Below are 24,313 nucleotides of genomic sequence, written 5' to 3' on the forward strand. Positions count from 1 at the left end.
CGCTCGCAAGGGCGCGCCGCCGGAACCGGCATGGAGGCGTGAAAACCCCGTTAACGAGCGGCGATCGGGTGCACCCGATCAATCCCGCGGAGCCTGGTGGGCCCCGGAGCTCGTTGCATACCGTACGAGCCCTCACGCACCCGGACGGAGGGTATGGATGATCGCGAAACGGTCCTTGCCAACCATCGCGGCGACGGCGCTGGTCGCCCTCGCTGCGGTGATCGCGGCCGTCGGCTGCGGCAGCGACGACGGGTCCGGCGGCGACGCAGGCGTCATCGAGGGCACCGTCACCTCGGGTGACGGCACGCCCGAGGCGGGCGTCTGGGTCGTCGCCGAGACCGACTCCCTGCCGACGAAGTACCGCAAGATCGTCGTCACCAACGACGACGGGAAGTTCCTGCTGCCGGAGATGCCCGAGGCCGACTACCAGGTCTGGGCGCGCGGCTACGGCCTGCTCGACACGTCCAAGGTGGACGCGCGGACGGGCGACTCGGTGGAGCTGTCGGCGAAGGTCACGAGCCCGCAGGAGGCGGCCAAGATCTACCCCTCGAACTACTTCCTCTCGATGTTCGAGCCGCCCGACACGTCGGCCGACTGGATGACCGACTTCAAGCTCACCTGCATGCTCTGCCACCAGTTCGGGTCGGTCGCGACCCGGGCCGGCGCCACGCCGGAGTTCTTCGAGAAGGGCCTGAAGAAGTCCAACGTCATGAACGCGGGCGTCGAGCGCCTCGGCGGCGAGAAGTTCATCCAGGCGCTCGCCGACTGGGGCAAGCGCATCAAGGACGGCGAGGTCCCCAAGGAGACCCCGCCGCGCCCGCAGGGCATCGAGCGCAACCTCGTGGTCACGCAGTGGGAGTTCGGTGACAACTTCACCTACGCCCACGACGAGATCGCCACGGACAAGCGCAACCCGACCCTCAACGGCGACGGCCCCGTCTGGGCCGTGGACCTGGCGAACGACCGCCTGTTCGGCGTCGACCCCACCACGCACGAGGTGGAGGAGCACAAGTTCCCGACCCGGGACGGCTTCGACACGGCGTGGTGCGACCAGACGTTCCAGACGGCGGCCGCGCTCGAGGGCAGCGAGACGCCGATCAAGTCGGGCTTCGGCTCGCTGGGCTGCCCCGCCCCGGGCGGCACGACCGCGTTCGCGGGCAAGTACGACAACCCGGCCAACCCCCACAACCCGATGATGGACGACCAGGGCCGCGTCTGGGCCACGAGCCAGATCCGCCGCGAGTGGGCCGACGACGCCCCCGAGTGGTGCAAGAACGACCCGGTCATCCGCGACAACTCGCACCACCGGCAGCTCTCGGTGTTCGACCCGAAGACCGACGAGTTCCACCTGATCGACTCCTGCGTCGGCTCGCACCACCTGCAGTTCGCCGAGGACGGCGTCCTCTACTACAGCGGCGACTCCTACGCGATCGGCTGGTTCGACCCGAGCAAGTGGGACCCGGAGAAGCCCGAGACGGTCGAGCGGGCCTCCGGCTACTCCGAGGTGAAGGTCGACTCCGACGGCGACGGGAAGGCCGACATGCCGTTCCCGGGCTTCAACTACGGCATCGTCGCCAGCCCCGACGGCACGGTCTGGACCGCGTCGCCGGGCGCCCCGGGCCACATCATGCGGTTCGACCCGGAGACGAAGACGCACGAGGTCTACCAGCCGCCGGCGCCCATCTCGGGCCCGCGCGGGGTGGACGTCGACACGGACGGCGTCATCTGGACCGCCACCGGCGGCTCCGGGCACATCGCCTCCTTCGACCGCAGGCTGTGCAAGCAGACCTGGGGCGACGGCACCCAGTGCCCCGAGGGCTGGAAGTCGTGGGAGGTGCCCGGCCCGGCCGCGCAGGTCGAGTCCGGCGCCAAGAACGTCCGCAAGGCCGACCTGCACTACTACGTCTGGGTCGACCAGCACAACACGTTCGGCCTCGGCGAGGACGTCGTCATCGCCAACGGCACGGACTCGGACTCGCTGATCGCCTTCAACCCGGCGACCGAGGAGTTCACCCGGGTGCGCATCCCGTACCCGCTGAACACCTACACCCGCGGGCTCGACGGGCGCATCGACGACCCGGACGCTGGCTGGAAGGGCCGCGGCCTGTGGTTCTCCAACGGCGGCGACCCGATCTTCCACTCGGAGACGGGCGTCAGCTACATGGGCCACGTGCAGCTGCGCGACGACCCGCTGAGCGACTAGGACGCAGCACCGCGACGGCGGTCCCCGGCCGGCATCGGCCGGGGACCGCCCGGCGGCGACCCACGGAGCACTCATGAGCACGACACACCAACTGCTGGCGGCCGGGTACGCGGTCGCCGTCTCGGGCCTGCTGGGGTCGGTCGTCGCGATCGGCCTGCGGGCCGCCCGCGCCGGCCGCCACGCCGACGACCTCGCGCGGGCCGCCGGGAGCGACCCCGGTGGGGGCGCGCCCGGAGCGAGCGCCACGGACGGCGCCCGGTGAGCCCGGCCGACCCGACGATCGACTCCCTGCGCACGCGGGCCGAGCAGATCCGCCGCGCCGAGCTGGCCCGCATGGACGGGGCGTGGGACGGGCTGTCGGCGGCGGACCGCCGGCTGCTCGACGAGCTGACCGAGCGGCTCGTGCTCGAGCTGCTGCGCGAGCCGATCGTGCGACTGCGCGGCGGCGCCGACGGCCACGCCGACAGCCTGCGCCACCTGTTCGCCCTCGACGACGCGCGCGCCGCCGCCTGATGCGATCCCGGATGCGGTTCATCGTCGCGATCGGCCTGGCCGTGGTGCTGGGCGCCTGGCTGGCCTGGACCAGCATCGGCGGCAGCCTCGAGACCTACGCCGGCCCCGGCGAGCTGGCGGCCGCGACCACCTACCGGCTGAACGGCACCGTCGCCCCCGGCGCGCCCGCCGACGCGGCCGGGCGGGCCCAGACCGACGAGGGCCTGGTCTTCACCCTGCGCGACAAGGAGAACCCCGGCCAGACGGTCGAGGTCGTCTACCACGGCTCGGTGCCCGACCAGTTCAAGTCGGGGCGCGAGATCGTGGTCACCGGCGCCCTCGACGAGCAGGGCCGCTTCATCGCCCGCGAGGACTCCCTCGTCACCCTCTGCCCGTCGAAGTTCTCCGACGAGCCGGGCGACACGCAGACCTGACGCCCTAGCGCCGCCCCATCAGCCGGGTGAGGGCGGTCATGAGCTCGGCCCGCTTGGCGTCCTGCGTGTCCGGGTCGGCGCCCATCACGCAGTGGCGCGTGTGCTCGTCGACCAGCGCGAGCGCCACCTTGTCGAGCGCGGCCTGGGCCGCGCTGATCTGCTGCAGCACGTCGATGCAGTAGCGGTCGTCGTCGACCATCCCGGCGATGCCGCGGACCTGCCCCTCCACGCGGCGCAGGCGCTTGAGCACGTCGTGCTTGACCCCGCCGACGACGTACCCGGGGTCGTGCGTGTGATCCTCGTTGACGGTCATGGCAGCAGTCTGACATACCCTGGGGGAGTAATGCCAGGCCCTTGACATACCGGGGGGGAGTAGTCGACCATGCGGGTCGTCAGGTACCCCCACCCAGTATCAATCAGGAGGAGCAGATGCCGGTCACCGAGCGCACCTACACCGTCGCCGGGATGACGTGCGGTCACTGCCGCACCGCGGTCGAGCAGGAGGTCGGCGCCGTGCCGGGCGTCGCGGAGGCCCGGGTCGATCTCGAGGCCGGACGCCTCACCGTGCGCGGCGAGGACGTCGACGACGCGGCCGTGGCCGCCGCCGTCGACGAGGCCGGCTACGAGGTCGTCGCGTGAACACAGCCACCCGCATGGCGCTGTTCGGCCTCGCGCTCGCCGCCGTCGGCGGCGGCGCGGCGGCGGTCGGCGCCGGCCTCGACCCCCTGCGCGACGACGGCGGGGACGCCGGCCACGGCCACGCGTCCGCCGCGCCGGCCCACGCGGACGGCGGCCACGCGGCGCCCGCGGCCGCCGGCGCGCCCGCCGGCCTCGCCGTGGCGGAGGAGGGCCTCGCCCTGGTGCCCGAGCGCACCGTCATGGCCCTCGGCGCCGCGAGCGAGCTCGCGTTCCGGGTGGTGGGCGCGGACGGGCGGACGGTGCGCGACTTCGACGTCGAGCACGAGCGCGAGATGCACGTGATCGTCGTGCGCCGCGACCTGACCGGCTACCAGCACCTGCACCCGCGCCGCGACGCCGCGGGACGCTGGACGGTGCCGCTGCGCCTCGACGCGGCGGGCGTCCACCGCGTCTACGCCGATTTCAGCACGGGCGGCCGCTCCGTCACCCTGGCCGCCGACCTGCACGTCGCCGGCGCCTACGCGCCGCGGCCGCTGCCCGCGCCGTCGGCGACGGCGTCCGACGCCGGCTACGAGGTGGGCCTGGACGCGGGCGAGCCGGTCGCGGGCGTGCCCGCCGACCTCGAGTTCCAGGTGCGGCGCGACGGCGCGCCGGTCGCCGGCATCGAGCCCTACCTGGGCGCCGACGGCCACCTGGTCGCGCTGCGCGAGGGCGACCTCGCCTTCCTGCACGTGCACCCCGAGGAGGCGGAGGGCCGGGGCGTGGTGCGCTTCGCCGCCACCTTCCCCTCGGTGGGCCGCTACCGGCTCTTCCTGCAGTTCAAGCACGCCGGGGCGGTGCGGACCGTCGGGTACACGGTCGAGGTGCCGCGGTGACCGAGCGCCTCGACCTGCCGATCACCGGCATGACGTGCGCCTCCTGCGCGGCCCGCGTCGAGAAGAAGCTCAACCGCCTCGAGGGCGTCGAGGCGTCGGTCAACTACGCCACCGAGACGGCGACGGTCGCCTTCGACCCCGGGCGGGTGCCCGCCGAGCGGCTCGTGGCCGCGGTGGAGTCGGCCGGCTACGGGGCGACCCTGCCGGCCGCCCCGGGCGACGAGGCGCCGCCCGCCGCCGAGCCGGCCGACCCGGCGGCCGCCCTTCGCACGCGCCTCGTGGTGTCGGCGGCCCTGGCGCTGCCGGTGGTGCTGCTGTCCATGATCCCGCCGCTGCAGTTCGACAACTGGCAGTGGCTGGCCCTGCAGCTGGCGACGCCCGTGGTGCTGTGGGGCGCCTGGCCCTTCCACCGGGCCGCGTGGGTCAACCTGCGCCACGGCGCGGCCACGATGGACACGCTCGTGTCGATCGGCGTGGTCGCCGCGTGGATCTGGTCGCTCGTGGCCCTCTTCGGCCTCGGCGCCGGCGACCCCGGCATGCGGATGGGGTTCGACCTGGTGATCGACGCCGGCGCGGGGGCCGAGCACATCTACCTCGAGGTCGCCGCCGTGGTGACCGTCTTCATCCTGGCCGGCCGCTGGTTCGAGCAGCGCGCCAAGCGGCGCGCGGGCGCCGCCCTGACCGCCCTGCTCGAGCTCGGCGCCAAGGAGGCGGCGATCCTCGGCGACGACGGGGTCGAGCGGCGCGTGCCGGTCGCCGAGCTGGCCGCGGGCGACCGCTTCCTCGTGCGGCCCGGCGAGCGCATCGCCACCGACGGGACGGTCGAGGACGGCTCGTCGGCGGTCGATGCCTCGCTGCTGACCGGCGAGAGCGTGCCGGTCGAGGTCGGCCCGGGCGACGCCGTTGCCGGCGCCACGATCAACGCCGGCGGGCGCCTGGTGGTGCGCGCGACGCGCGTCGGCGCCGACACCGCCCTGGCGCAGATCGCCCGCCTGGTGACCGAGGCGCAGTCCGGCAAGGCACCCGTGCAGCGGCTCGCCGACCGGGTGGCCGCCGTCTTCGTGCCGGTCGTCATCGCCCTGGCCGTCGCGACGCTCGCCTTCTGGCTGGCCAACGGCGCGGGGGCGACCTACGCCTTCACCGCGGCGGTGGCCGTGCTGATCATCGCCTGCCCGTGCGCGCTGGGCCTGGCCACCCCGACCGCGCTGCTGGTGGGCACCGGGCGCGGCGCCCAGCTCGGCATCCTCATCAAGGGCCCGGAGATCCTGGAGTCCACCCGGCGGGTCGACACGGTGGTGCTCGACAAGACCGGCACGGTCACGACGGGGCGGATGGCGCTCGTGGACGTCGCCCTCGCCCCCGGCGAGGACCGCGCCGAGACGCTGCGGATCGTGGGCGCCCTGGAGGACGGCTCCGAGCACCCGATCGCCCGCGCGATCGCCCGTGCGGCCCGCGACGAGGCCGGCCCCCTGCCGGCGCCGGAGCGGTTCGGCAACCGGGAGGGCCTCGGCGTGGAGGGCGTCGTCGACGGCCACGCGGTCGTGGTCGGCCGGCCGGCGCTGCTCGCCGACTGGGGGGTGGCGCTGGAGGGCGGGCTGGCGGCCGCGCTGGAGGCCGCGCAGGCCGCCGGGCGGACCGCGGTGGCGGCCGCCTGGGACGGCCGGGCCCGCGCGCTGCTGACGGTGGCCGACACCGTCAAGCCGTCGAGCGCCGAGGCGGTGCGCCGCCTGCGCGCCCTGGGGCTGCGGCCGGTGCTCCTGACCGGCGACACGGCCGCGACGGCGCGGGCGGTGGCGGCGGATGTGGGCATCGACGAGGTGATCGCCGACGTGCTGCCGGGCGAGAAGGCCGACGTGGTGCGCCGTCTGCAGGCCGAGGGCCGCGTCGTGGCGATGGTGGGCGACGGGGTCAACGACGCGCCGGCGCTCGCCCAGGCGGACCTGGGCCTCGCGATCGGCACGGGCACCGACGTGGCGATCGAGTCGTCCGATCTGACCCTCGTCTCGGGCGACCTGCGCGCCGCGGGGGACGCCATCCGCCTGTCGCGCCGCACGCTCGCCACGATCAAGGGCAACCTGTTCTGGGCGTTCGCGTACAACGTCGCGGCGCTGCCGCTGGCGGCGCTCGGCTACCTCAACCCGCTCGTCGCCGGCGCAGCGATGGCGCTGTCGAGCGTGTTCGTGGTCTCCAACAGCCTGCGCCTGCGGCGCTTCCGGGCGGCCGGGTGAGCGCGTGAAATAGTCCATAGGTGTGCGTTGTAAACCGGACCCGGTCGGCTACGATCGCCCTCTCCGCATCGGATTCGAGGAGGCGTCATGGGCAGCGGACCGACAGCGCACGAGGAGGGGCGCGGGCCGGCGGGCGTGCGGGTCACCGGCCCCGCCGACGCCTTCGCCCGAGCGGCGCCGGGGCTCCCGGGCGTGCGGGTGCGGGTGCTGGCCGGCCCGCCGCCGGACCTGGCCGCCGCGGTCGGGCTCATCGAGATGGAGCTCGATCCCGGCGCCGCCCTGCCGCCGCACACGCACGGCGACGCCGAGCTGGTGCTGCACGTGCTGAGCGGCACGGCGCTCGTCGCCTCGGGCGCCGCCCAGGAGGAGCTCGCGGGCGGCGCCGTCCTGCGCGTGCCCCCGGGCGCGCCGGTGGCGGTGGCCAACCCGGGCGGCGAGACGCTGCGCCTGGCGCTCGTGTTCGCGCCCGAGGGCTTCGAGCGGCGCTTCACCGCCTGGGCGCCCGCGCCCGACCGCGCCGAGGGCGCCGAGGCACGCCTGGACCTCACCAGCCTGCCGCGCCCGCAGCGCCACCGCACGGTCATCGCGACGCTGGAGGCCCTCGACCCGCTGACACCGCTCGTGGTGGTGACCGACCACGAGCCGGCGCCCCTGCGGGCCCAGCTCGAGCGGCGCTACGGCCCGCGCCTGCGCTGGGACGTGCGCAGGCGCACGCCCGAGCGGGTCGAGGTGGCGATCCGCCTGGGTCCCGCCGAGGACGTCGGCGCCGAGGCGCTCGTGGCGGAGGCGGGGCTCGTCGTGGAGCCCGCGCCGGCGCGGGGATGAGGGACGACCTCTGGACGCTCGTCCGCTTCGTCCACGTGCTCGGCGCGGCGGCCTGGGTGGGCGGGATGATCGCGCTCGGGGCCGTCGCGGTGCCGGCGTCGCGCGCGGCCGGCGACCGCGCCGCGGGCCGCCGCGTGCTGCGTACCGCCGGCCGGCGCTTCGGCGCCGTCGGCGTCGCGGCCTGGGTGGCGCTGATCGCGAGCGGGTGGGCGCTGCTCGACCACCGGGGGGTCGGCGCGGGCGACCTCGCGGACTCGGACTACGGCCGCCGGGTGCTCGCGAAGATCGTGCTGCTGGCCCTGATGATGGGCGTGACGGTGCTCCACGCGCTGTGGCAGGGCCCGCGCGTGCACCGCGCCGAGGCCGCCGGCGACGAGGCGGAGGCGCGGCGCTGGCGCCGCCTGGGGGCGCTCCTCGACGGCACCCTGCTGCTGCTCGCGCTCGCCACGCTCTGGCTGGCCGTGTCGCTCGTGCCGTAGGGTCGGCGGGGCATGGCCCGACCGCGCCCCGGGAACCTCGCCCCCATGACCATCACCACGCCCTCAGCCCCGCTCACCCACGAGGAGCTGCGCGGCATCGACGCCTTCTGGCGCGCGGCGAACTACCTGTCGGTGGGCCAGATCTACCTCCTCGACAACCCGCTCCTGCGCGAGCCGCTGCGACTGGAGCACATCAAGCCCCGCCTGCTGGGCCACTGGGGCACCTCGCCGGGCCTCAACCTGATCTACGCCCACATGAACCGGGTCATCCGGGCGCGCGACCTGGAGGCCATGTACGTGATCGGCCCGGGCCACGGCGGCCCGTCGATCGTCGCCAACGCCTGGCTCGAGGGCACCTACAGCGAGGTCTACCCCGAGATCGCGATGGACGAGGACGGCATGCGGCGGCTGTTCCGCCAGTTCTCGTTCCCCGGCGGCGTGCCGAGCCACGTCGCGCCCGAGACCCCCGGCTCGATCCACGAGGGCGGCGAGCTGGGCTACGCGCTGGCCCACGCCTACGGCGCCGCGTTCGACAACCCGGACCTGATCGTGTGCTGCATCGTGGGCGACGGCGAGGCCGAGACCGGGCCGCTGGCGGCGAGCTGGCACTCCAACAAGTTCCTCGACCCGGTGGGCGACGGCGCGGTGCTGCCGATCCTCCACCTGAACGGGTTCAAGATCGCCAACCCCACGCTGCTCGCCCGCATGCCGTCCGACGAGCTCGTGCGCCTGATGGAGGGCTACGGGCACCACCCGATCCTCGTGGAGGGCGACCAGCCCGACGCCGTGCACGCGCGGATGGCCGAGGCGATGGACCAGGCCGTCGACGAGATCGCGGCGATCCGGCGCGCCGCCCGCACCGGCGGCCGGTCGGGCCGGCCCGTCTGGCCGATGATCGTGCTGCGCACGCCGAAGGGCTGGACCGGCCCCCACGAGGGCACGGCGACCTCCCACCAGGTGCCGCTCACCGGCTTCCGGGAGCACCCCGGACGGGTGGCCGAGCTCGAGGCGTGGATGCGCTCGTACGGGCCCGAGGAGCTGTTCGACGCCCGGGGCGCGCCGCTGCCCGAGCTGCGCGCGCTGACGCCGGCCGGCGAGCGGCGCATGAGCGCGAGCCCCCACGCCGACGGCGGCCGGCTGCTGCGCCCGCTGGTCATGCCCGACTTCCGCGACCACGCGGTGGACGTGCGCGAGCCCGGCGGCGTCGCGGCCGAGGCCACGCGGGTGATGGGCGAGTTCCTGCGCGACGTGATGCGGGCGAACCTCGAGCACCGCAACTTCCGGGTGTTCGGCCCGGACGAGACGGCCTCCAACCGGCTGAGCCCCGTCTTCGAGGTCACCGGGCGGGCGTGGCAGGAGCAGATCCTCGCCGTCGACGACGACCTCGCCCCCGACGGCCGTGTGATGGAGGTGCTGAGCGAGCACATGTGCCAGGGCTGGCTGGAGGGCTACCTGCTCACCGGCCGGCACGGTCTGTTCAGCTGCTACGAGGCCTTCATCCACATCGTCGACTCGATGGTCAACCAGCACGCCAAGTGGCTGAAGGTCACCCGCGAGATGGATTGGCGCCGGCCGATCGGCTCGCTCAACGTCCTGCTCACCTCCCACGTGTGGCGGCAGGACCACAACGGCTTCTCGCACCAGGACCCGGGCTTCATCGACCACGTGGTCAACAAGAAGGCCGAGGTGGTGCGCGTCTACCTGCCGCCGGACGCGAACACCCTGCTGTCGGTGACCGACCACGTCCTGCGCAGCCGCCAGTACATCAACGTGATCGTGGCCGGCAAGCAGCCGGCGCCGCAGTGGCTGCCGATGGACGAGGCCGCCCTGCACTGCGCGCGCGGCATCGGCATCTGGGAGTGGGCGAGCACCGACCACGGCGACACGCCCGACGTCGTGCTCGCGTGCGCCGGCGACGTGCCGACGCTCGAGGCCGTCGCGGCGGTCGACCTGCTGCGCCGCCACGTGCCCGACCTGCGCGTGCGGCTGGTGAACGTCGTGGACCTGATGCGCCTGCAGACCGAGGACGAGCACCCGCACGGCCTGCGCGACGCGGAGTTCGACGCCCTGTTCACCTGCGACCGGCCGGTGATCTTCGCCTACCACGGCTACCCGTGGCTCATCCACCGGCTGACCTACCGGCGCACCAACCACCCCAACATCCACGTGCGCGGCTACAAGGAGGAGGGCACCACGACCACGCCCTTCGACATGGTCATGCTCAACGACCTCGACCGCTACCACCTGGTGATGGACGTGATCGACCGGGTGCCGGGCCTCGGCCCGCGGGCGGCCTCGGTGCGCCAGCACATGATCGACGCGCGCCTGCGCGCGCGCGAGCACACGCGCCGCTTCGGCGAGGACATCCCCGAGGTGTCCGAGTGGCGCTGGTCGCCCAACGCCCGGGCCAACGACTGAGCCCGGGGTGGGGCTGCCCTACCGGCACATCGCGTGCTGCATGGACGACTCGGCCGCCGCGGAGCGCGCGCTCGCCCAGGCGACGGCGCTCCGCGAGGCGGCCGGCGCGCGCCTCAGCCTGGTTCACGTGGGCCCGTTCCCGCTGCTGGTCGAGGAGGTCGACGGCGAGACGCGCGTCCTCCCCGACGACCTCAACGCGACCGCGCGCGAGTGGATCGGCCGGGTGGCCGCGGCGACCGGCGGCGCGGAGGCGGTCTTCCTCGAGGGGCTGCCCGCCCCGACGGCCTGCCGGTGGGCGGCCGACGCGGGCGTCGACCTGATCGTGACCGCCGCCCATCACGGACGGCTGGAGGGGCTGCTGATCGGCAGCTTCTCCGAGTACGTCGTCCGCCACGCGCCCTGCCCGGTGCTGGTCGTGCGCGAGCCGCGCCCCCTCAGCGGAAGCGAGCCTCCTCGATGACGGCGCGGAAGAACTCGCCGCCGGTCGCCCAGCGCTCCTGCCCGGGCCACCAGCCGGCGCGGACGCGCGCCGGGATCGTGTGGCCCCCGGCCCGCAGGTCGCCCTCGAAGACCGCGCCGAACGGGTGCTCGGCGTACGCGCCGCCCGCGGGGCGCCCCCAGCGCGGCAGGGTGGCCGCGACCGGCCTGCCCGCCTCGTCCACCTCGAGCGTCAGCCGGTGGGTCCACGGCCCGTGGCGCACCTCCGCGACCGCGCGCCGGTCGTCCAGCCCGCTCCACCGCACGCCCGGCCCGAGCGCCGACGACGGGCACAGGATCATCTCGCCCGCCAGCCGCCCGGCCGCGCTGCGCGCCAGGTCGGGCCCCGACGCGGCCATCACGGGCACCAGCCCGAGCAGCCGCCACCGCATCTCGCCGGCCTCGCCCACGAGCCGGTCGTATCCGCCCACGACCGCCGGCCGGCGTCCCGCGGCGGCCGCCCAGACGTAGCCGGCGCCGGGCGCGAGCACCTGGCGGGCGCGGAAGGGCCGCCAGCGGCCCAGCAGGATCTCGCCGCGCATGCCGAGCACGGCGGAGCGGGCGAGCGGCGTGCCGGGGTCGATGGCGCGCGCCAGCCAGCGCCGCACGGGGCCGGGCAGGCCCTCGAGGCGCGCGGGCTCGAGCGGCGCGGCGCCGCCGGCCGGCGCCGCGAGCGCCGCCCACTCCCGTCGCACGCGCGCCGGCAGCCGCGCCGGCGCCGCGGATGTCAGGCCCTCGCCCACGCCCGTCGTGATGCCCGTTCGCGCGGCGCGCCACCGTAGTCGACCGCAGTCGTCGTCCGCGCGGGCGCCGATGGCGCCGCGGGACGCCCGCCGTACGGTCGCTCCATCCGCACACACCGCGACGCGAGGAGCGCAGAGATGCCGGTCGGCGAGGTCTTCCTGTACGTGGTCTGGGGCGTCATGGCCGTCGTCTCGATCGCCGTGATGGCCTTCGTGCTCCGCGAGCGGCACTGACCGCTCCGGCGAGCTGAGGAGGTGTGGTGATGCAGGCGATCGCCGCGGCGGCGGACGCGTTCCTCGCCAACCGGCGGGTGGCGGTGACGGGCGTGTCCCGCACCCCGAAGGGCCACGGCGCCAACGTCGTCTACGGCCGCCTGCGCGACCGGGGCTACGAGGTGTTCGCGGTCAACCCGAACGCCGAGCGGGTGGAGGGGGACCCCTGCTATCCCGACCTGCGCTCGATCCCCGGCGGCGTCGAGGCCGTGGTCATCGGCACACGGCCCGAGCGGGCGGACGGGACGATGCGCGAGTGCGTGGAGCTCGGCATCGGGCACGTCTGGATGCACCGCGGCCCCGGCCCGGGCAGCGTCGCGCCGGAGGCGGCCGCCTACGGGCGCGAGCACGGCGTCGCGGTGATCGACGGCGGCTGCCCCTGCATGTTCGGCCCCACGGCCGACCTCGGTCACCGGGCCATGCGGTTCGTCATGAGCCTGACCGGCGGCGTCCCCAGGGAGGTCTGACGCCGCCGCGCGCGGCGCCGGCGCGCGCGCCGGCGGCGGGCGGTGGCCCGCTCCCCGCCGGCGCGGCTCGTGGTCCACTTGGACGGCGAGCGGGCGTCCAAGTGGACCACCCGTCACGCGGGGCGCCCGTTCCGCGCGCCGGCGCGGCGCCGGCGCGGGCGGCGCCGGCGGAGGTCACGGGGGTGTGCCGGCGGCGTCCCACCACGCGTCGAGGGCCGCCGCCGAGCGGCCGGCGAGCTCCAGGGCGGCGGGCAGGCCCGCCTCGGCGGCCGGGTCGCCGCGCTCGACGGCCTGCTCGACCGCTGCGAGCTCGGCAGGGAGCCGGCGGAGCCCCACCGCCACGGCGCCGGAGCGCAGCTCGTGGAGGGCGGCCGCCAGATCCTCCCCCCGCGCGGCGCGGATGCGCTCGACGGCGGCCGGCACGCCGGCGATCCAGTCGCGGGCGATCCCCGAGTGGAGCTCGGGGTGCGGCGCGCCGGCCTGCTCGCGCAGGCGGCCATCGTCGAGCAACTGGTCCATCGCCGCGACGCTAGCAGCCCCTCACCGCCGCGCCACGAGGTGGAGCGCCGGGCCGCCGCCCAGCGCCGTCACCCGCGGCTCGCCGGCCGTCAGCCCGCCGGCGCGCAGCGCCGCGGCGATCCGCTCGCCGAGCGCGAGCACCTGGTCGGCCGGGGGCCGCCCGGGCGGCTGCTCGAACACGTGCAGCGTCCCCCCGGGCCGCAGGGCGCCGCGCACGGCGGCGAGCGCGCGGGGCCCGCGCCGGAGCGCCGCGACGTGGAAGGCGAACGCCACGTCGAATGGCTCGTCGCCGAGCGGGGCGTCCTCGATGGCGGCGGTCAGGAACACCGCGCGCCCGGCGGCGACGTGGCGGGCGTTGCGTCGCCCGGCCGCGGCGATCATGGCGGGCGAGCGGTCCACGCCCACGAGCAGCCCGCCCTCGAGCCGCTCGCAGACGAGGGCCGCCGCGACGCCGTGGCCGCAGCCCACCTCGAGCACGCGGTCGCCCGGGCCCGGGGCGAGCTCGCCCACCGCCCAGCGGATCCGCTCCGACGCGCCCCTCGCCGTTCCCCCCATGGCTCCTCCATCCGCTCCGCCCCGGCCGCGCCGACCCGGCCGGATCGAGGTTGAGGGACATCCCTCACGCGCGGGCCCGTGCGCCGGCCATAGCGTCGCGCCCGGCGATGAAACCGCAAGCGGAGGTGACCGCAGATGTCCGCGCCCCATCATGACCCGCGCGCCGAGCCCTTCGAGGACGACCTCGCGCCGCTCGGTCCGCCGGCGTGGTCGGCGTACGTGACCGCCCGGAGGCGCTACTTCACGAACGTGGCGATCCAGGGCCTGGAGCGGGCGCTCGACGCGCCGGCCGCCCGCGAGCGTCCGGGCCGCGTCGCGCGGGAGCGGGGCCGGTGACGCTGTCGGGCGTGGTCGCGCGCTACGCCGACGCCTGGGACGCGCGCGACCCCGTCGCCTGCGCCGGGTGCTTCGCCCCGGACGCCGTGCGCACCTGGTGCGTCCGCCCGCCCGGCGACTCCGGGAGGGGGGCGTTGCCGCGCTTCGTCGGCCGCGAGGCCATCGCCGAGGGCATCGCCGGCTTCATGGCGGCCGCGCCCGACATGCGCCTGGTGATCGACGCCCTCTCGGAGGGCAGCGATGACCGGATCTGGGTCGAGTGGCGCATCACCGGCACGCGGCAGCGCCCGTGGCGCGGCATCCCGGGGAACGGGGAGCCGTTCGAGCTGGTGGGCGTGTCGATCTTCCGGGTGGCCCGCGGCCTGCTCGCCGAGGAGAGGGCCTACTGGGACCCGGCGCTGATGGCCTCCGCGCCGCCGGAGCCGGCGTTGGCCTGATCCTCCGCCCGCGCGAAGCGGCGGGCGAGCTCGCTGCGCGAGCGCAGGCCGAGCTTGCGGTAGACGCTGCCCAGGTGGCGCTCGATCGTCTTCTCCGACAGGAACAGGCGCGCAGCGGCCTCGCGGTTGGTGGCGCCCTCGGCGACCGCGAGCGCCACCTGCAGCTCGCGCGGGGACAGCTCGTCGCTGGGCGCCCCGGCGGTGCGCGGCCGCAGCCGCCCGCCGCCGGCGGCCATCTCCTCGCGCGCCTGGCGCGCCCAGGGCTGCGCGCCGAGCTCCTCGAACGCCGCGAGCGCCTGCTCGAGCCGGCTCCGCGCCTCCAGGCGCCGCCCCGCCCGCCGCAGCCGGGCGCCGTAGGCGAGCTGCGTGCGGGCCCGCTCGAAGGGCATCGGCAGGTCCTCGTGCAGCGCCAGGGCCTCGCCGAAGTGGCGGTCGATGTCGTCGTCGATCAGCCCCCGGCAGCGGCACGTGACGGCCCGCGCCCACCGGCCGCCGGTGCGGTGGGCCTGCTCGGCGAGGGTGGCGAGCGCGCGGCGCGCCTCGAGCCGCATCCCGAGGCGGGCGCACGACTCGATCAGGTCCGGCTGCCAGAGGACCGCCGCCGGCTCGGCCAGGCCCCATCGCGTGGTGTGGGCCCGCAGCGGCTCGAGCTCGCGCCGGGCGGTCTCGGGGTCGCCCGACGCGAGCGCGAGGAACCCGAGCGCCGCGGCGGAGTAGGTCTCGACCGACGCGACCCCGTCCCTGCGCCCGAGCGCACGCGCCTCCTGCGCATGCCGCTGGGCGTCGGCGGTCCGCCCCGTGGCCGCCTCGACGAGGGCGAGCGTGGCCATCACGTAGCCGAGCGGCGCCCGCTGCCCGGTCTCCGCGAGCATGGCGAGGGCCTCCGTCCCGCGCGCCAGGGCCCGGGGCCACCGGCCCATGCGGAAGTCGAGCTCGCACGAGGTGACCAAGGGGAGCGCGAGGAACCCCACCGAGCTCGCGGCGCGTCCCCGGTCGAGCCAGGCGTCGACGCGGGCCGCCGTCTGCTCGAAGTCGCCGATCCACGGCCGCCAGGTCGCCCAGACGACCATCATGTGGCTCGCGGGGGATGTCGGGTCGACGTCGGACGTGAGCGCGTCCAAGCGCTCGATCACCGGTCGCGCCTGCCTGGCGAACCCGCGCAGCACGAGCGCGCCGGCCAGGTACCCGGCCACCGCCGGCGCCATCTCGAGCCGCTCGCCGGCCAGGGTGTAGGCGCGCCGGGCGGTGTGGAGGGCGGCGTGGCAGTCGCCCGCCATCGTGCGGGTGAGCACCGCGTCGGCCAGCATGCTCGCCGCCGTGAGCGGGTCCGACGGCGCCGCCCGGGCGGCCCCCTCGACGAGGATCCCGAACGCGGTGTCGAGCCGTCCCGCCAGCATGGTGACGATGCCCCGCAGGTGCGCCGCCTGGGGCCCGGGGACGCCGTCGAGCAGCGCGGTGCTGCGGTCGAAGGCGCCGGCGGCCATCGCCATCTGCGCGGCGGCGAGCCGCCGGGCGCCCGCCGCCTCCGGCGCGCCGAGCCGGCTGGCCCGGTGCAGGGCGTCGGCCGCCGCCGCGTACCCGGTGCGGGCGGCGGCGAGCGCCGCCGCCTGCTCGAGCGCCGCGGCCGCCGCCTCGTCGGGCGCGACCGCCGCCTCGGCCAGGTGCCAGGCGCGCTGCTCGGCGCGCTCGGCGCCGATCGCCTCCGCCAGGGCCCGGTGCGCCTCGCGACGCTCGGCGGGCTCGGCGAGCTGCAGGAGCGCGGACCGCAGCAGCGGATGGGCCGCGCCCACGGCGTCATCCTCCAGGCCGACGAGCCCGGCCGCCTCGGCGGCCTGCAGGTCGTCGCGATCGCCGCCGCGCGCCTCGAGGGCCGCCGTGACGGTGGCGAGGTCGCCGTCCTCGCTGACGGCGGCGACGAGCGCGGCGCGCCGGGCGGCGGGGCCGGCCGACTCGATCCGCGCCCGGTAGGCGCGCAGCAGGGCCTCGCCGACCGGCGGCGTGCGGGGCAGCGGCTCGCGCCCCGCCCGCTGGCCCGGGGTGAGCGCGCGCGGCAGCTCGCGCAGCGCGAGCGGGATGCCGGCGGCGGCGCGCACCAGCTCGTCGCGGACGGCGGGCGCGAGATCCGGCTCGACCGCGTCGAGCAGCCGCCGTGCCGCGTCGTCGTCGAGCGGCGCCGGCCGCAGCTCCTCCAAGCCCGCGAGCTCCGCGCCCTCCGGCGGCTCCTCGCGCGAGGCGGCGAGCAGCAGCACCGCGTCGTCGCCGATGCGCCGGGCGCAGAAGAGCAGCGCCTCGCGCGAGGGGACGTCGAGCCACTGGGCGTCGTCGACGACCAGCAGCACCGGGCGCTCGCGGGCGAGCCCGCTCAGCAGGCCGAGGGCCGCCGAGTAGGCGGCGAAGCGGTCCGGCACGGCGGGCGGCCCCAGGGCCAGCGCGGCCTCGAGGGCCGCGCGCTGGGCGCCCGGCAGCCCGGCGATGCGGTCGAGCACCGGCCGCAGCAGGTCCGCCAGCCCGGCGAAGGCGAGGCCGGTCTCCGACTCGGCGCCGCGGGCCGCGAGGACGCGGAAGCCCCCGGCCCGGGCGCGCAGGTCGGCGAGCAGGGCCGTCTTGCCGATGCCCGCCTCGCCGCGCAGCACCACCACGCCGCCGCGGCCGGCCCGGGCCGCCTCGAGGAGGGTGCGGAGCCGCGCCCGTTCCGCATCGCGCCCGATCAACACGGGCCGATCATCGGGCGGTGCCCGCTCGGCTGTCGAGCGGTGCGCCCCACCGGATGCTGATTTCCTGAACACCACCCGGGAGCCGTTCAGGAAACCGTCAGGAGGTCGCCGCGCGCGCCCTAGCCGACGCCGGCCCCGATGAGGGCGCCCAGGCCGTAGGTGAGCGCCGCGGCGGCCAGCCCGATCGCCACCTGGCGCATGCCGGAGAACAGCACGCCCCGGCCGGTCATGAGCGTGATGACCGCGCCGAGCCCGAAGAGCGCGGCCACCGACAGTCCCGCGGCCACCGCCACCGCGGCGGTCCCGCCGAGCACGAGGAACGGGATGATCGGGATGACCGCGCCCACGGCGAAGAGCGCGAACGAGGTGGCGGCGGCCACGACCGGCGAGCCGCCGAGGTCGTCCGGGTCGATGCCGAGCTCCTCGCGCGACAGCGTGTCGAGGGCGTGCTCGGGCGAGGCCATCAGGCGGTCGGCGACCGCGCCCGCCTGGTCCGGCGGCAGGCCCTTGGCCTCATAGATCAGCGCGAGCTCCTCACGCTCCTCGTCGGGGAAGGCCTCCAGCTCCTCGCGCTCGACCGCGACCTGCCGCCCGAACAGCTCGCGCGCGTTCAGCACGGAGATCCATTCGCCCATGGCCATCGACCCGGCGCCCGCCACGAGCCCGGCGACCCCGGTGATCAGGATCTCCTCGCTGCCGAGCCGGGCGCCCGCCACCCCCATCACCAGGCTGAAGTTGGAGAGCAGCCCGTCGTTCGCGCCGAGGACCGCGGCCCGCAGCGAGTTGCCGCTCGCGGCCCGGTGGCGGCCCTCCAGCCGGGCGAGCGCCGGCCCCTCGACCCCACCGGCGCCGCCGCGGGAGATCGCGCGCAGCAGCCGGGCGTGGGAGCGCTCCTCGCCGGGCATCGCCGTGTGGGCCGCCTCGGCCTGCGCGTCGTAGGCGCCGGCGTCGGCCGACTCCTGCGCCGTGATCGCGGGGACGACGAACCCGGGCCCGAAGCGGCGCGCCAGCCACCCGATCAGGCGGGTGCGCCAGCCGATGCGGCGCGACGGCTCCGGCTCGCCGGCCTCTCGCAGCCGCTCGGCCCAGAACGCCGCGTGGCGCTCCTCCGCCTCGGCGAGGCGCCGGTAGACCCCCGCCAGCACCGCGTCGTCCTCCGCCTCGGCGACGCGCCGGTAGAGCTCCGCGCTCTCGATCTCGTCCTGGAAGTTGCGCCGCCAGCGCGCGGCGTCGGGATGGCCCACGCCCCGATGCTCCCACACGCGTAGCGCGGGCGCGCGCCGGGGTACCGTGGGACGGAGATCACGAGCTGGAGGAGGAGCGCGTGTCCGACCGGGTCGCCGGGGTCATCTTCGACGTCGACGGGGTGCTGGTCGACTCGCCCCACGAGCGCGCCTGGCGCGAGGCGCTGCGCGAGCTGATGGAGGGCCCGTGGAGCGACCTGCGCGCCCACGCGACCTGGACGCCGGACGCGTTCACCTCGCGGGTGTACCGGGAGGAGCTGTCGGGGCGGCCACGGATGGACGGCGCGCTGGCCGCGCTGCGCCGGTTCGGCGTGCCCGGCGCCGAGGCCCGCGCCGCCGAGTACGCCGACCACAAGCAGGCGATGGTGCTGCGCCTGATCCGGGCCGGGGAGTTCACCCCCTTCTCGGACGGCCTGCGCTTCGTGCGGGCCGTCAAGGCGGCCGGCCTGCGGGTGGCCGCCGCGTCATCCTCGCGCAACGCGCGCCTGCTGCTGTCGAGCATCCCCGCCGACGGCGGGCCGCCCGGCGGCGGCGGTGCCAGCGTGGCCGAGCTGTTCGACGCCGACGTCTCCGGGCGGGCCTTCGCGCACGGCAAGCCCCACCCCGACATGTTCCTCGCCGCCGCCGCCGAGCTGGGCGTCGCGCCTGCCGAGGCCGTGGTCGTGGAGGACGCGCCGGCGGGCGTCGTGGCGGCCAAGGCCGGCGGGATGACCGCGCTGGGCGTGGCGCGCGCCGACGACGCGCCGCTGCTGGAGGCGGCCGGCGCCGACCTGGTGGTCGCGAACCTGGACCTCGTCGACGTGGACGCGCTGGACGAGGGCCGGGTCGTCGCGCGGTCCGGCTGAGCCCGTGGCCGGGTCCGGCACAGCGGAGCCCTGGGCCCGGCGCGCCGACGAGGTCGCCGCGGCGCTGGGCACGGACCTGCGGCGCGGGCTGAGCGCGACCGCGGCGACGACCGCGCTCGCGGAGCACGGGCCGAACGAGCTGCCCGATGCGGATCGCGCGAGCCCGCTGCGGATCCTGCTCGGCCAGGTCGGCTCGCCGATGATCCTGCTGCTCGCCGGCGCGGGCGTGCTCTCCGCCGTGCTGGGCGACCTGACCGAGGCGGTCGTGATCCTCGTCGTCGTGGTGCTGAACGGCTGGATCGGCTTCAGCCAGGAGTACCGCGCCGAGCGGGCGATGGCCTCGCTGCGGGCGCTCGCGGCGCCGACCGTCAGGGCGGTGCGCGACGGCGCCCCGGCGGACGTGCCCGCCCGTGAGCTCGTGCCGGGCGACCTGGTGCTGTTGGAGGCCGGCTCGCTCGTCCCCGCGGACGGGCGGCTGGTCGAAGCCCACGCGCTGCGGATCGAGGAGTCGCCCCTCACCGGCGAGTCGGTGCCCGTCGACAAGGGGACGGGGCCCGTGGAGCGCTCGGCGCCGCTCGCCGAGCGCACCTCGATGGCCCACTCGGGGACGAGCGTCGCCGCGGGTCGCGGGGCGCTCCTCGTCACCGCCACGGGCGTCGGCACCGAGATCGGCCGGGTGGCCCGGCTGCTGGGCGACGCGGAGGGCGTCCGCACGCCGCTCCAGCGCCGGCTCGACGTGCTTGTGCGGGGCCTGGCCGCGGCCGCCGGCGTCATCGTCCTCGTGGTCTTCGGTCTCGGCCTCGCGCGGGACGAGGAGCTGGAGACGCTGCTGCTGACCGCGGTCAGCCTGGCCGTCGCCGCCATCCCGGAGAGCCTGCCGGCGGTGGTGACGGTGACGCTGGCCCTCGGCGCGCAGCGAATGCTGGACCGCCAGGCGCTCGTGCGGCGGCTCTACGCCGTGGAGACCCTCGGATCGGTGACGACCATCTGCTCCGACAAGACCGGCACGCTCACGCAGAACCGGATGACGATCACCGTGCTCGACATGGCGGGCGACCGCCGCGAACTGGATCGGGACGGCGCCGACGAGGGGATCGATCACCTGCTCGGCAATCCGACCCTGTGCCTGCTCGTCGCGGGCGGCGCGCTGTGCAACGACACCACCGTCGCCGACGACGGCTCGCTGCTGGGCGACCCCACCGAGACGGCGCTCGTGGACGTCGCCGGCCGGTACGGCATGGACGCCCGGGCGCTCGTCGCCTCGCTGCCGCGGGTGGCCGAGCTGCCCTTCGACTCGGAGCGCAAGCGCATGACGACCGTGCACCGACTGGCCGCGGACCCCGGCGACGCGGCGCCCGCCGTGCGCGCGGTGCGCGAGCAGCTGCGGGCGCTGGCGGGCGACCGGGGCCTGGTGTCGGTCACGAAGGGCGCGGTCGACGGCCTGCTGGCGCGCTGCGACACCGTCAGCATCGGCGAGGCGGTGGTGCCGCTCGACGACGACGGACGCGCCCGGGCGCGCGCGGCGGCGGACGAGCTGGCGGCGCAGGGCGTGCGCGTGCTCGGCGTCGCCGTCCGCCCCTGGCCGGACCCGGACGGCGTCCCGGGCGACGAGCGGCTGGAGCGCGCCCTGACCCTCGTGGGCTTCGAAGGGATGATCGACCCCGCCCGACCGGAGGTCCGCGACGCGATCGCCGTCTGCAGGCGGGCGGGCGTCCGCGTGATCATGATCACGGGTGACCACCCGCTGACGGCCACCTCCATCGGGCGTGACCTCGGCCTGGCCGGCGACGGCGATCGCGCCGTCACGGGGGCGGAGCTCGACGGCATGGACGACGTCGCGCTCGAGCGGACCGTGCGCGAGGCGTCGATCTACGCCCGCGTGGCGCCCGAGCACAAGATCCGGCTCGTGGAGGTGCTGCAGCGCGGCCGCGGCGTCGTCGCGATGACGGGCGACGGCGTCAACGACGCCCCGGCCCTCAAGCAGGCGGACATCGGGGTCGCCATGGGGGTCACGGGCACGGACGTCACCAAGGACGCCGCCGACATGGTGCTGCGCGACGACAACTTCGCCACCATCGTCGCCGCCGTCCACGAGGGGCGGGTCGTCTTCGACAACATCCGCAAGTTCGTCCGCAACATCCTGAGCGGCAACCTCGCCGAGGTGAGCATCATGGTGCTGGCGCCGCTCGCCGGGATGCCGATCCCACTGCTGCCACTGCAGATCCTGTGGCTCAACCTGGTCACCGACGGGCTGCCGGCGATGGCGCTCGCCGTCGAGCCTCCGGAGCCGGACGTCATGCGCCGGCCGCCCACGCCGCGCGACGAGAGCCTGCTCGGCGCCGACCGGGGCAGGCGGATCGCCACCCGGGGCGCCGCGCTGACCGTCCTGACGTTCCTCCCGGCCTACGGGCTCTGGGAGGCCGGCGACGACGCGTGGCAGACGGTGCTCTTCACCTCCATCGCGGCGGCCGAGCTCGCCGGCGGCTTCGCCATGCGCTCGGAGCGCGTCTCGCTCGCGCGCCTCGGCCTCGCCTCGAACCGGGCCATGCTGGCGGCGGTGGCGGCGACCGCGGCGTTGCAGGTGCTCGTGGTGAGCGTCCCGTTCGCCCGGGACCTGCTCGGCCTGCGCCCGCTCCATCCGGCCCACTGGCTGCTCGTGGCAGGCATCGCCCTCGCCTACCTGGTCGTGGTGGAGTCCGACAAGGCGTGGCAGCGGCGGGCCGCGGCGACGGCGGGCCGTTAGCGACCCGGCGGGCGCACCACCAGCGGCTGCCCCGGCACCAGCCGGCGCCGCTCGTCGCGGATCGTCACCTCGACCGGCCCGCCGTCCTCCAGCAGGTAGCGCTCCTCGTCGTGGCCGAGCGCGACCCGCAGCTGGCGGGCGCGGTAGCGCAGCGAGTAGGCGAGCGACGACCACGCCCGCGGCAGGCGGGGGTCGAAGGTCAGCTCGCCATCGTGGTCGCGGACGCCGCCGAAGCCGCAGACGAGCGCCTGCCAGACGCCTCCGGCCGCCGCGATGTGCACGCCGTCGGACACGTTGCCGGCCACGTCGCCCAGGTCGATCATCAGGGCGAAGCGGAAGTAGTCGAGCGCCCGCCGCTCGTCGCCCACCTCGGCGGCGATGATGCTCTGCACGCACGCCGACAGCGACGAGTCGCCCGTGGTGAGGCGGTCGTAGTACTCGAAGTCGGCCCGCTTGTGGGCCGCCGTGAACTCGTCGCCCACCAGGTACATCGCCAGCACGATGTCGGCCTGCTTGATCACCTGCCGCCGGTAGATCTCGAGCGGGTGGTGGTGCAGCAGCAGCGGGAAGCGCTCGGGCGGGGTCGCGTCGAGGTCCCACACCTCGCGCTCCAGGAAGTGGGCGTCCTGCGGGTGGATGCCCCGCTCCTCGTCGAACGGCACGTGCATGGCGTCGGCCGCGCGCTCCCACTCGTCGAGCTCGCCGGGGTGCAGCCCGAGCTCGGCGGCCAGGGCGGCGTGCTCGGCCGGCCGCTCGCGCTCCAGCGCCCGCATGGTCTCGGCCGCGTAGCGCAGGTTGAGGCGCGCCATGAGGTTCGTGTAGGTGTTGTCGTTGACGACGGTCGTGTACTCGTCCGGCCCCGTCACGCCGTGGATGTGGAAGGCGCCGTCGTCGCCGTGGAAGCCGAGGTCGGCCCACATGCGCGCCGTCTCCACCAGCACCTCGGCGCCCGCCTCGAGGAGGAACCCCGTGTCGCCGCGGGCGTGCACGTAGCGGCGGATCGCGAAGGCGATGTCGGCGTTGAGGTGATACTGGGCCGTGCCCGCCGCGTAGTACGCCGAGGCCTCGCGGCCGTCGATCGTGCGCCAGGCGAACAGGGCCCCGCGCTGGCCCAGCTCGCGCGCCCGCTCGCGGGCGGCGGGCAGCATGGAATGGCGGAAGCGCAACAGGTTGCGGGCGATGCGCGGCTGCGTGTAGGCGAGGAAGGGCAGCAGGTAGACCTCGATGTCCCAGAAGTAGTGCCCCTCGTAGCCGTTGCCGGTGAGGCCCTTCGCCGGGACGCCGGCGCCCTCGGCGCGCCAGGTCGCCTGGGCGAGCTGGAAGAGGTTCCACCGCACCGCCTGCTGGAGCCGGGCGGTGCCCGCGCCCTGGGACACCCGCACGTCGGCGCGGTCCCAGAAGCGGTCGAGGTGGGCGCGCTGGCCGTCGAGCAGCGCGCCGAACCCGTCGCGCACCGACCGGTCGAGCGTGCGGCTGCAGCGCTCGGTCAGCTCCTCCGGGGGCGCGCCGCGCGAGGTCTGGTAGGTGACGAACTTCGTCACCCGGATCGGCACCCCGGGCTGCGCGTCGACGGTCAGCACCACCTCGCCCCGGTCGCCGTCCGCCGCCACGTCGGTGGTATGGGGGTTCGCCGTCGAGATGACGTGGTCGACGCCCACCCCCAGGGTCATCCCGCTGTTCGTGGTGCGGTAGCCGAGCAGGATCCGACCGCCCTCGTGCGCGACGACCACCGGGTTGAGCACGCGGTCGGCCAGGTCGCGGCCGGCGCGCGGGTCGGGCGGCCGCTCGGACGCCTCCTCCACGCTCAGGTCCTCGAGGTTGAGCACCTGCGACCGCAGCACCACGGGCGCCGCGTGGCCGCGCATCGTCACCTCGTACTCGACGGCCAGCACGTGCCGGTGCTCGAGCGACACCACCCGGCGGGAGCGCAGCTCCACGTGCTTGCCGCCGGGGGTCGACCAGGACATCTCCCGCGTCAGCGTCCCCGCCCGCATGTCGAGCACGCGCGCGTAGCCGTGCAGGCGGGCCTCGGGCACCGAGAGCGGCTCGTCATCGACCAGCAGCCGCAGGATCGTGGCGTCGGGAACCTTGACGATGGTCTGGCCGAAGCGCGCGAAGCCGTACGCCTCCTCGGCGTGCACGATCGGCCACGTCTCGTGGAAGCCGTTGACGTAGGTGCCGGGCGCTGTCGACGGGCGGCCCTCGTCGTACGTGCCCCGCACGCCCACGTAGCCGTTGGCGAGCGCGAAGAACGTCTCGGCCCGCGAGCAGTAGCGCGGGGAGTAGCCCCGCTCGACCAGCCGCCACTCGTCGGCGGGGTAGAGATGCTCCGGCAGCTCGTGGAGCGTCCGCTTCAGCACGGGTCGA

Annotated in this window: 23 protein-coding genes; 16 read left to right on the plus strand and 7 right to left on the minus strand. The window is 76.0% G+C overall.

Going from position 1 to position 24,313, the window contains the following annotated elements:
* Positions 1–175: 175 nt before the first annotated feature.
* The 4 genes from ITJ85_RS02730 to ITJ85_RS02745 all read left to right on the plus strand — a co-directional run bounded on the left by ITJ85_RS02730 (position 176) and on the right by ITJ85_RS02745 (position 3,129).
* Positions 176–2,203, plus strand: a complete 2,028-nt coding sequence (locus tag ITJ85_RS02730) for a hypothetical protein (RefSeq protein WP_217914824.1) — start codon at positions 176–178, stop codon at positions 2,201–2,203.
* A gap of 73 nt (positions 2,204–2,276) precedes the next feature.
* On the plus strand, positions 2,277–2,465 hold the full coding sequence (locus ITJ85_RS02735; protein ID WP_217914825.1) for a hypothetical protein: 189 nt from the start codon (positions 2,277–2,279) through the stop codon (positions 2,463–2,465).
* Positions 2,462–2,716: a hypothetical protein gene (locus ITJ85_RS02740; RefSeq protein WP_217914826.1), complete on the plus strand. Its 255-nt coding sequence runs from the start codon at positions 2,462–2,464 to the stop codon at positions 2,714–2,716. Before ITJ85_RS02735 ends, ITJ85_RS02740 begins: the two co-directional genes overlap by 4 nt.
* Positions 2,717–2,727: 11 nt before the next feature.
* Positions 2,728–3,129, plus strand: a complete 402-nt coding sequence (locus ITJ85_RS02745; protein ID WP_217914827.1) for a cytochrome c maturation protein CcmE domain-containing protein — start codon at positions 2,728–2,730, stop codon at positions 3,127–3,129.
* Positions 3,130–3,133: 4 nt separating this feature from the next.
* Here ITJ85_RS02745 and ITJ85_RS02750 read toward each other — a convergent pair whose 3' ends face one another.
* Positions 3,134–3,442, minus strand: coding sequence for a metal-sensitive transcriptional regulator (locus tag ITJ85_RS02750; RefSeq protein ID WP_217914828.1), 309 nt, complete (start codon positions 3,440–3,442; stop codon positions 3,134–3,136).
* Positions 3,443–3,558: 116 nt separating this feature from the next.
* Between ITJ85_RS02750 and ITJ85_RS02755 the strand changes: the two genes are divergently transcribed.
* The 7 genes from ITJ85_RS02755 to ITJ85_RS02785 all read left to right on the plus strand — a co-directional run bounded on the left by ITJ85_RS02755 (position 3,559) and on the right by ITJ85_RS02785 (position 11,053).
* The gene (locus tag ITJ85_RS02755) at positions 3,559–3,768 is read left to right on the plus strand and encodes a heavy-metal-associated domain-containing protein (protein WP_217914829.1); all 210 of its coding nucleotides are present in this window, start codon (positions 3,559–3,561) and stop codon (positions 3,766–3,768) included.
* On the plus strand, positions 3,765–4,643 hold the full coding sequence (locus tag ITJ85_RS02760; RefSeq protein ID WP_217914830.1) for a hypothetical protein: 879 nt from the start codon (positions 3,765–3,767) through the stop codon (positions 4,641–4,643). Before ITJ85_RS02755 ends, ITJ85_RS02760 begins: the two co-directional genes overlap by 4 nt.
* A 29-nt stretch (positions 4,644–4,672) precedes the next feature.
* Positions 4,673–6,871, plus strand: coding sequence for a heavy metal translocating P-type ATPase (locus ITJ85_RS02765; RefSeq protein ID WP_343232993.1), 2,199 nt, complete (start codon positions 4,673–4,675; stop codon positions 6,869–6,871).
* Positions 6,872–6,958: 87 nt separating this feature from the next.
* Positions 6,959–7,696: a DUF2249 domain-containing protein gene (locus ITJ85_RS02770; protein ID WP_217914832.1), complete on the plus strand. Its 738-nt coding sequence runs from the start codon at positions 6,959–6,961 to the stop codon at positions 7,694–7,696.
* A complete protein-coding gene (locus ITJ85_RS02775) occupies positions 7,693–8,175 on the plus strand; it encodes a DUF4149 domain-containing protein (RefSeq protein ID WP_217914833.1) in 483 nt (160 codons plus the stop codon). The genes ITJ85_RS02770 and ITJ85_RS02775 overlap by 4 nt, the downstream gene beginning before the upstream one ends.
* Positions 8,176–8,220: 45 nt before the next feature.
* Positions 8,221–10,593 (plus strand): phosphoketolase family protein, encoded by a 2,373-nt coding sequence (locus tag ITJ85_RS02780; RefSeq protein WP_217914834.1) that lies wholly within the window; start codon positions 8,221–8,223, stop codon positions 10,591–10,593.
* Between the two features lie 7 nt (positions 10,594–10,600).
* Positions 10,601–11,053 carry a universal stress protein gene (locus tag ITJ85_RS02785; RefSeq protein ID WP_217914835.1) on the plus strand — a complete coding sequence of 151 codons (453 nt, stop codon included), beginning with the start codon at positions 10,601–10,603 and terminating at the stop codon, positions 11,051–11,053.
* Here the strand turns inward: ITJ85_RS02785 and ITJ85_RS02790 are convergent.
* Complete coding sequence (locus ITJ85_RS02790) at positions 11,028–11,813, minus strand: DUF6544 family protein (protein ID WP_217914836.1); 786 nt, start codon at positions 11,811–11,813, stop codon at positions 11,028–11,030. The genes ITJ85_RS02785 and ITJ85_RS02790 overlap by 26 nt on opposite strands.
* 263 nt (positions 11,814–12,076) lie before the next feature.
* Between ITJ85_RS02790 and ITJ85_RS02795 the strand changes: the two genes are divergently transcribed.
* Entirely contained in the window at positions 12,077–12,553 is a 477-nt protein-coding gene (locus ITJ85_RS02795; protein WP_217914837.1) for a CoA-binding protein, read from the plus strand.
* Between the two features lie 174 nt (positions 12,554–12,727).
* On the opposite strand, the gene ITJ85_RS02800 is transcribed toward ITJ85_RS02795, so the two are convergent.
* Positions 12,728–13,072 (minus strand): hypothetical protein, encoded by a 345-nt coding sequence (locus tag ITJ85_RS02800; RefSeq protein ID WP_217914838.1) that lies wholly within the window; start codon positions 13,070–13,072, stop codon positions 12,728–12,730.
* A gap of 21 nt (positions 13,073–13,093) precedes the next feature.
* Entirely contained in the window at positions 13,094–13,582 is a 489-nt protein-coding gene (locus ITJ85_RS02805; RefSeq protein ID WP_217914839.1) for a class I SAM-dependent methyltransferase, read from the minus strand.
* Positions 13,583–13,762: 180 nt separating this feature from the next.
* Here ITJ85_RS02805 and ITJ85_RS02810 point away from each other — a divergent pair, with 180 nt between their 5' ends.
* Positions 13,763–13,963 (plus strand): hypothetical protein, encoded by a 201-nt coding sequence (locus ITJ85_RS02810; RefSeq protein WP_217914840.1) that lies wholly within the window; start codon positions 13,763–13,765, stop codon positions 13,961–13,963.
* Positions 13,960–14,400, plus strand: coding sequence for an ester cyclase (locus ITJ85_RS02815; protein ID WP_217914841.1), 441 nt, complete (start codon positions 13,960–13,962; stop codon positions 14,398–14,400). Before ITJ85_RS02810 ends, ITJ85_RS02815 begins: the two co-directional genes overlap by 4 nt.
* Here the strand turns inward: ITJ85_RS02815 and ITJ85_RS02820 are convergent.
* Both ITJ85_RS02820 and ITJ85_RS02825 read right to left on the minus strand, forming a co-directional pair.
* Positions 14,346–17,114: an AAA family ATPase gene (locus ITJ85_RS02820; protein WP_217914842.1), complete on the minus strand. Its 2,769-nt coding sequence runs from the start codon at positions 17,112–17,114 to the stop codon at positions 14,346–14,348. The genes ITJ85_RS02815 and ITJ85_RS02820 overlap by 55 nt on opposite strands.
* Before the next feature lie 119 nt (positions 17,115–17,233).
* Entirely contained in the window at positions 17,234–18,358 is a 1,125-nt protein-coding gene (locus ITJ85_RS02825) for a VIT1/CCC1 transporter family protein (protein ID WP_217914843.1), read from the minus strand.
* Positions 18,359–18,438: 80 nt separating this feature from the next.
* Here ITJ85_RS02825 and ITJ85_RS02830 point away from each other — a divergent pair, with 80 nt between their 5' ends.
* Together ITJ85_RS02830 and ITJ85_RS02835 are read left to right on the plus strand one after the other, a co-directional pair.
* The gene (locus ITJ85_RS02830) at positions 18,439–19,203 is read left to right on the plus strand and encodes an HAD family hydrolase (protein ID WP_217914844.1); all 765 of its coding nucleotides are present in this window, start codon (positions 18,439–18,441) and stop codon (positions 19,201–19,203) included.
* Positions 19,204–19,207: 4 nt separating this feature from the next.
* On the plus strand, positions 19,208–21,946 hold the full coding sequence (locus ITJ85_RS02835; RefSeq protein WP_217914845.1) for a cation-translocating P-type ATPase: 2,739 nt from the start codon (positions 19,208–19,210) through the stop codon (positions 21,944–21,946).
* Here the strand turns inward: ITJ85_RS02835 and ITJ85_RS02840 are convergent.
* Positions 21,943–24,306, minus strand: a complete 2,364-nt coding sequence (locus tag ITJ85_RS02840) for a glycoside hydrolase family 65 protein (protein ID WP_217914846.1) — start codon at positions 24,304–24,306, stop codon at positions 21,943–21,945. The two genes, ITJ85_RS02835 and ITJ85_RS02840, sit on opposite strands and share 4 nt — an antisense overlap.
* Positions 24,307–24,313: the final 7 nt, after the last annotated feature.

The sequence above is a fragment of the Miltoncostaea marina genome, assembly GCF_018141525.1.
GTDB classification, from domain to species: Bacteria; Actinomycetota; Thermoleophilia; order Miltoncostaeales; family Miltoncostaeaceae; genus Miltoncostaea; species Miltoncostaea marina.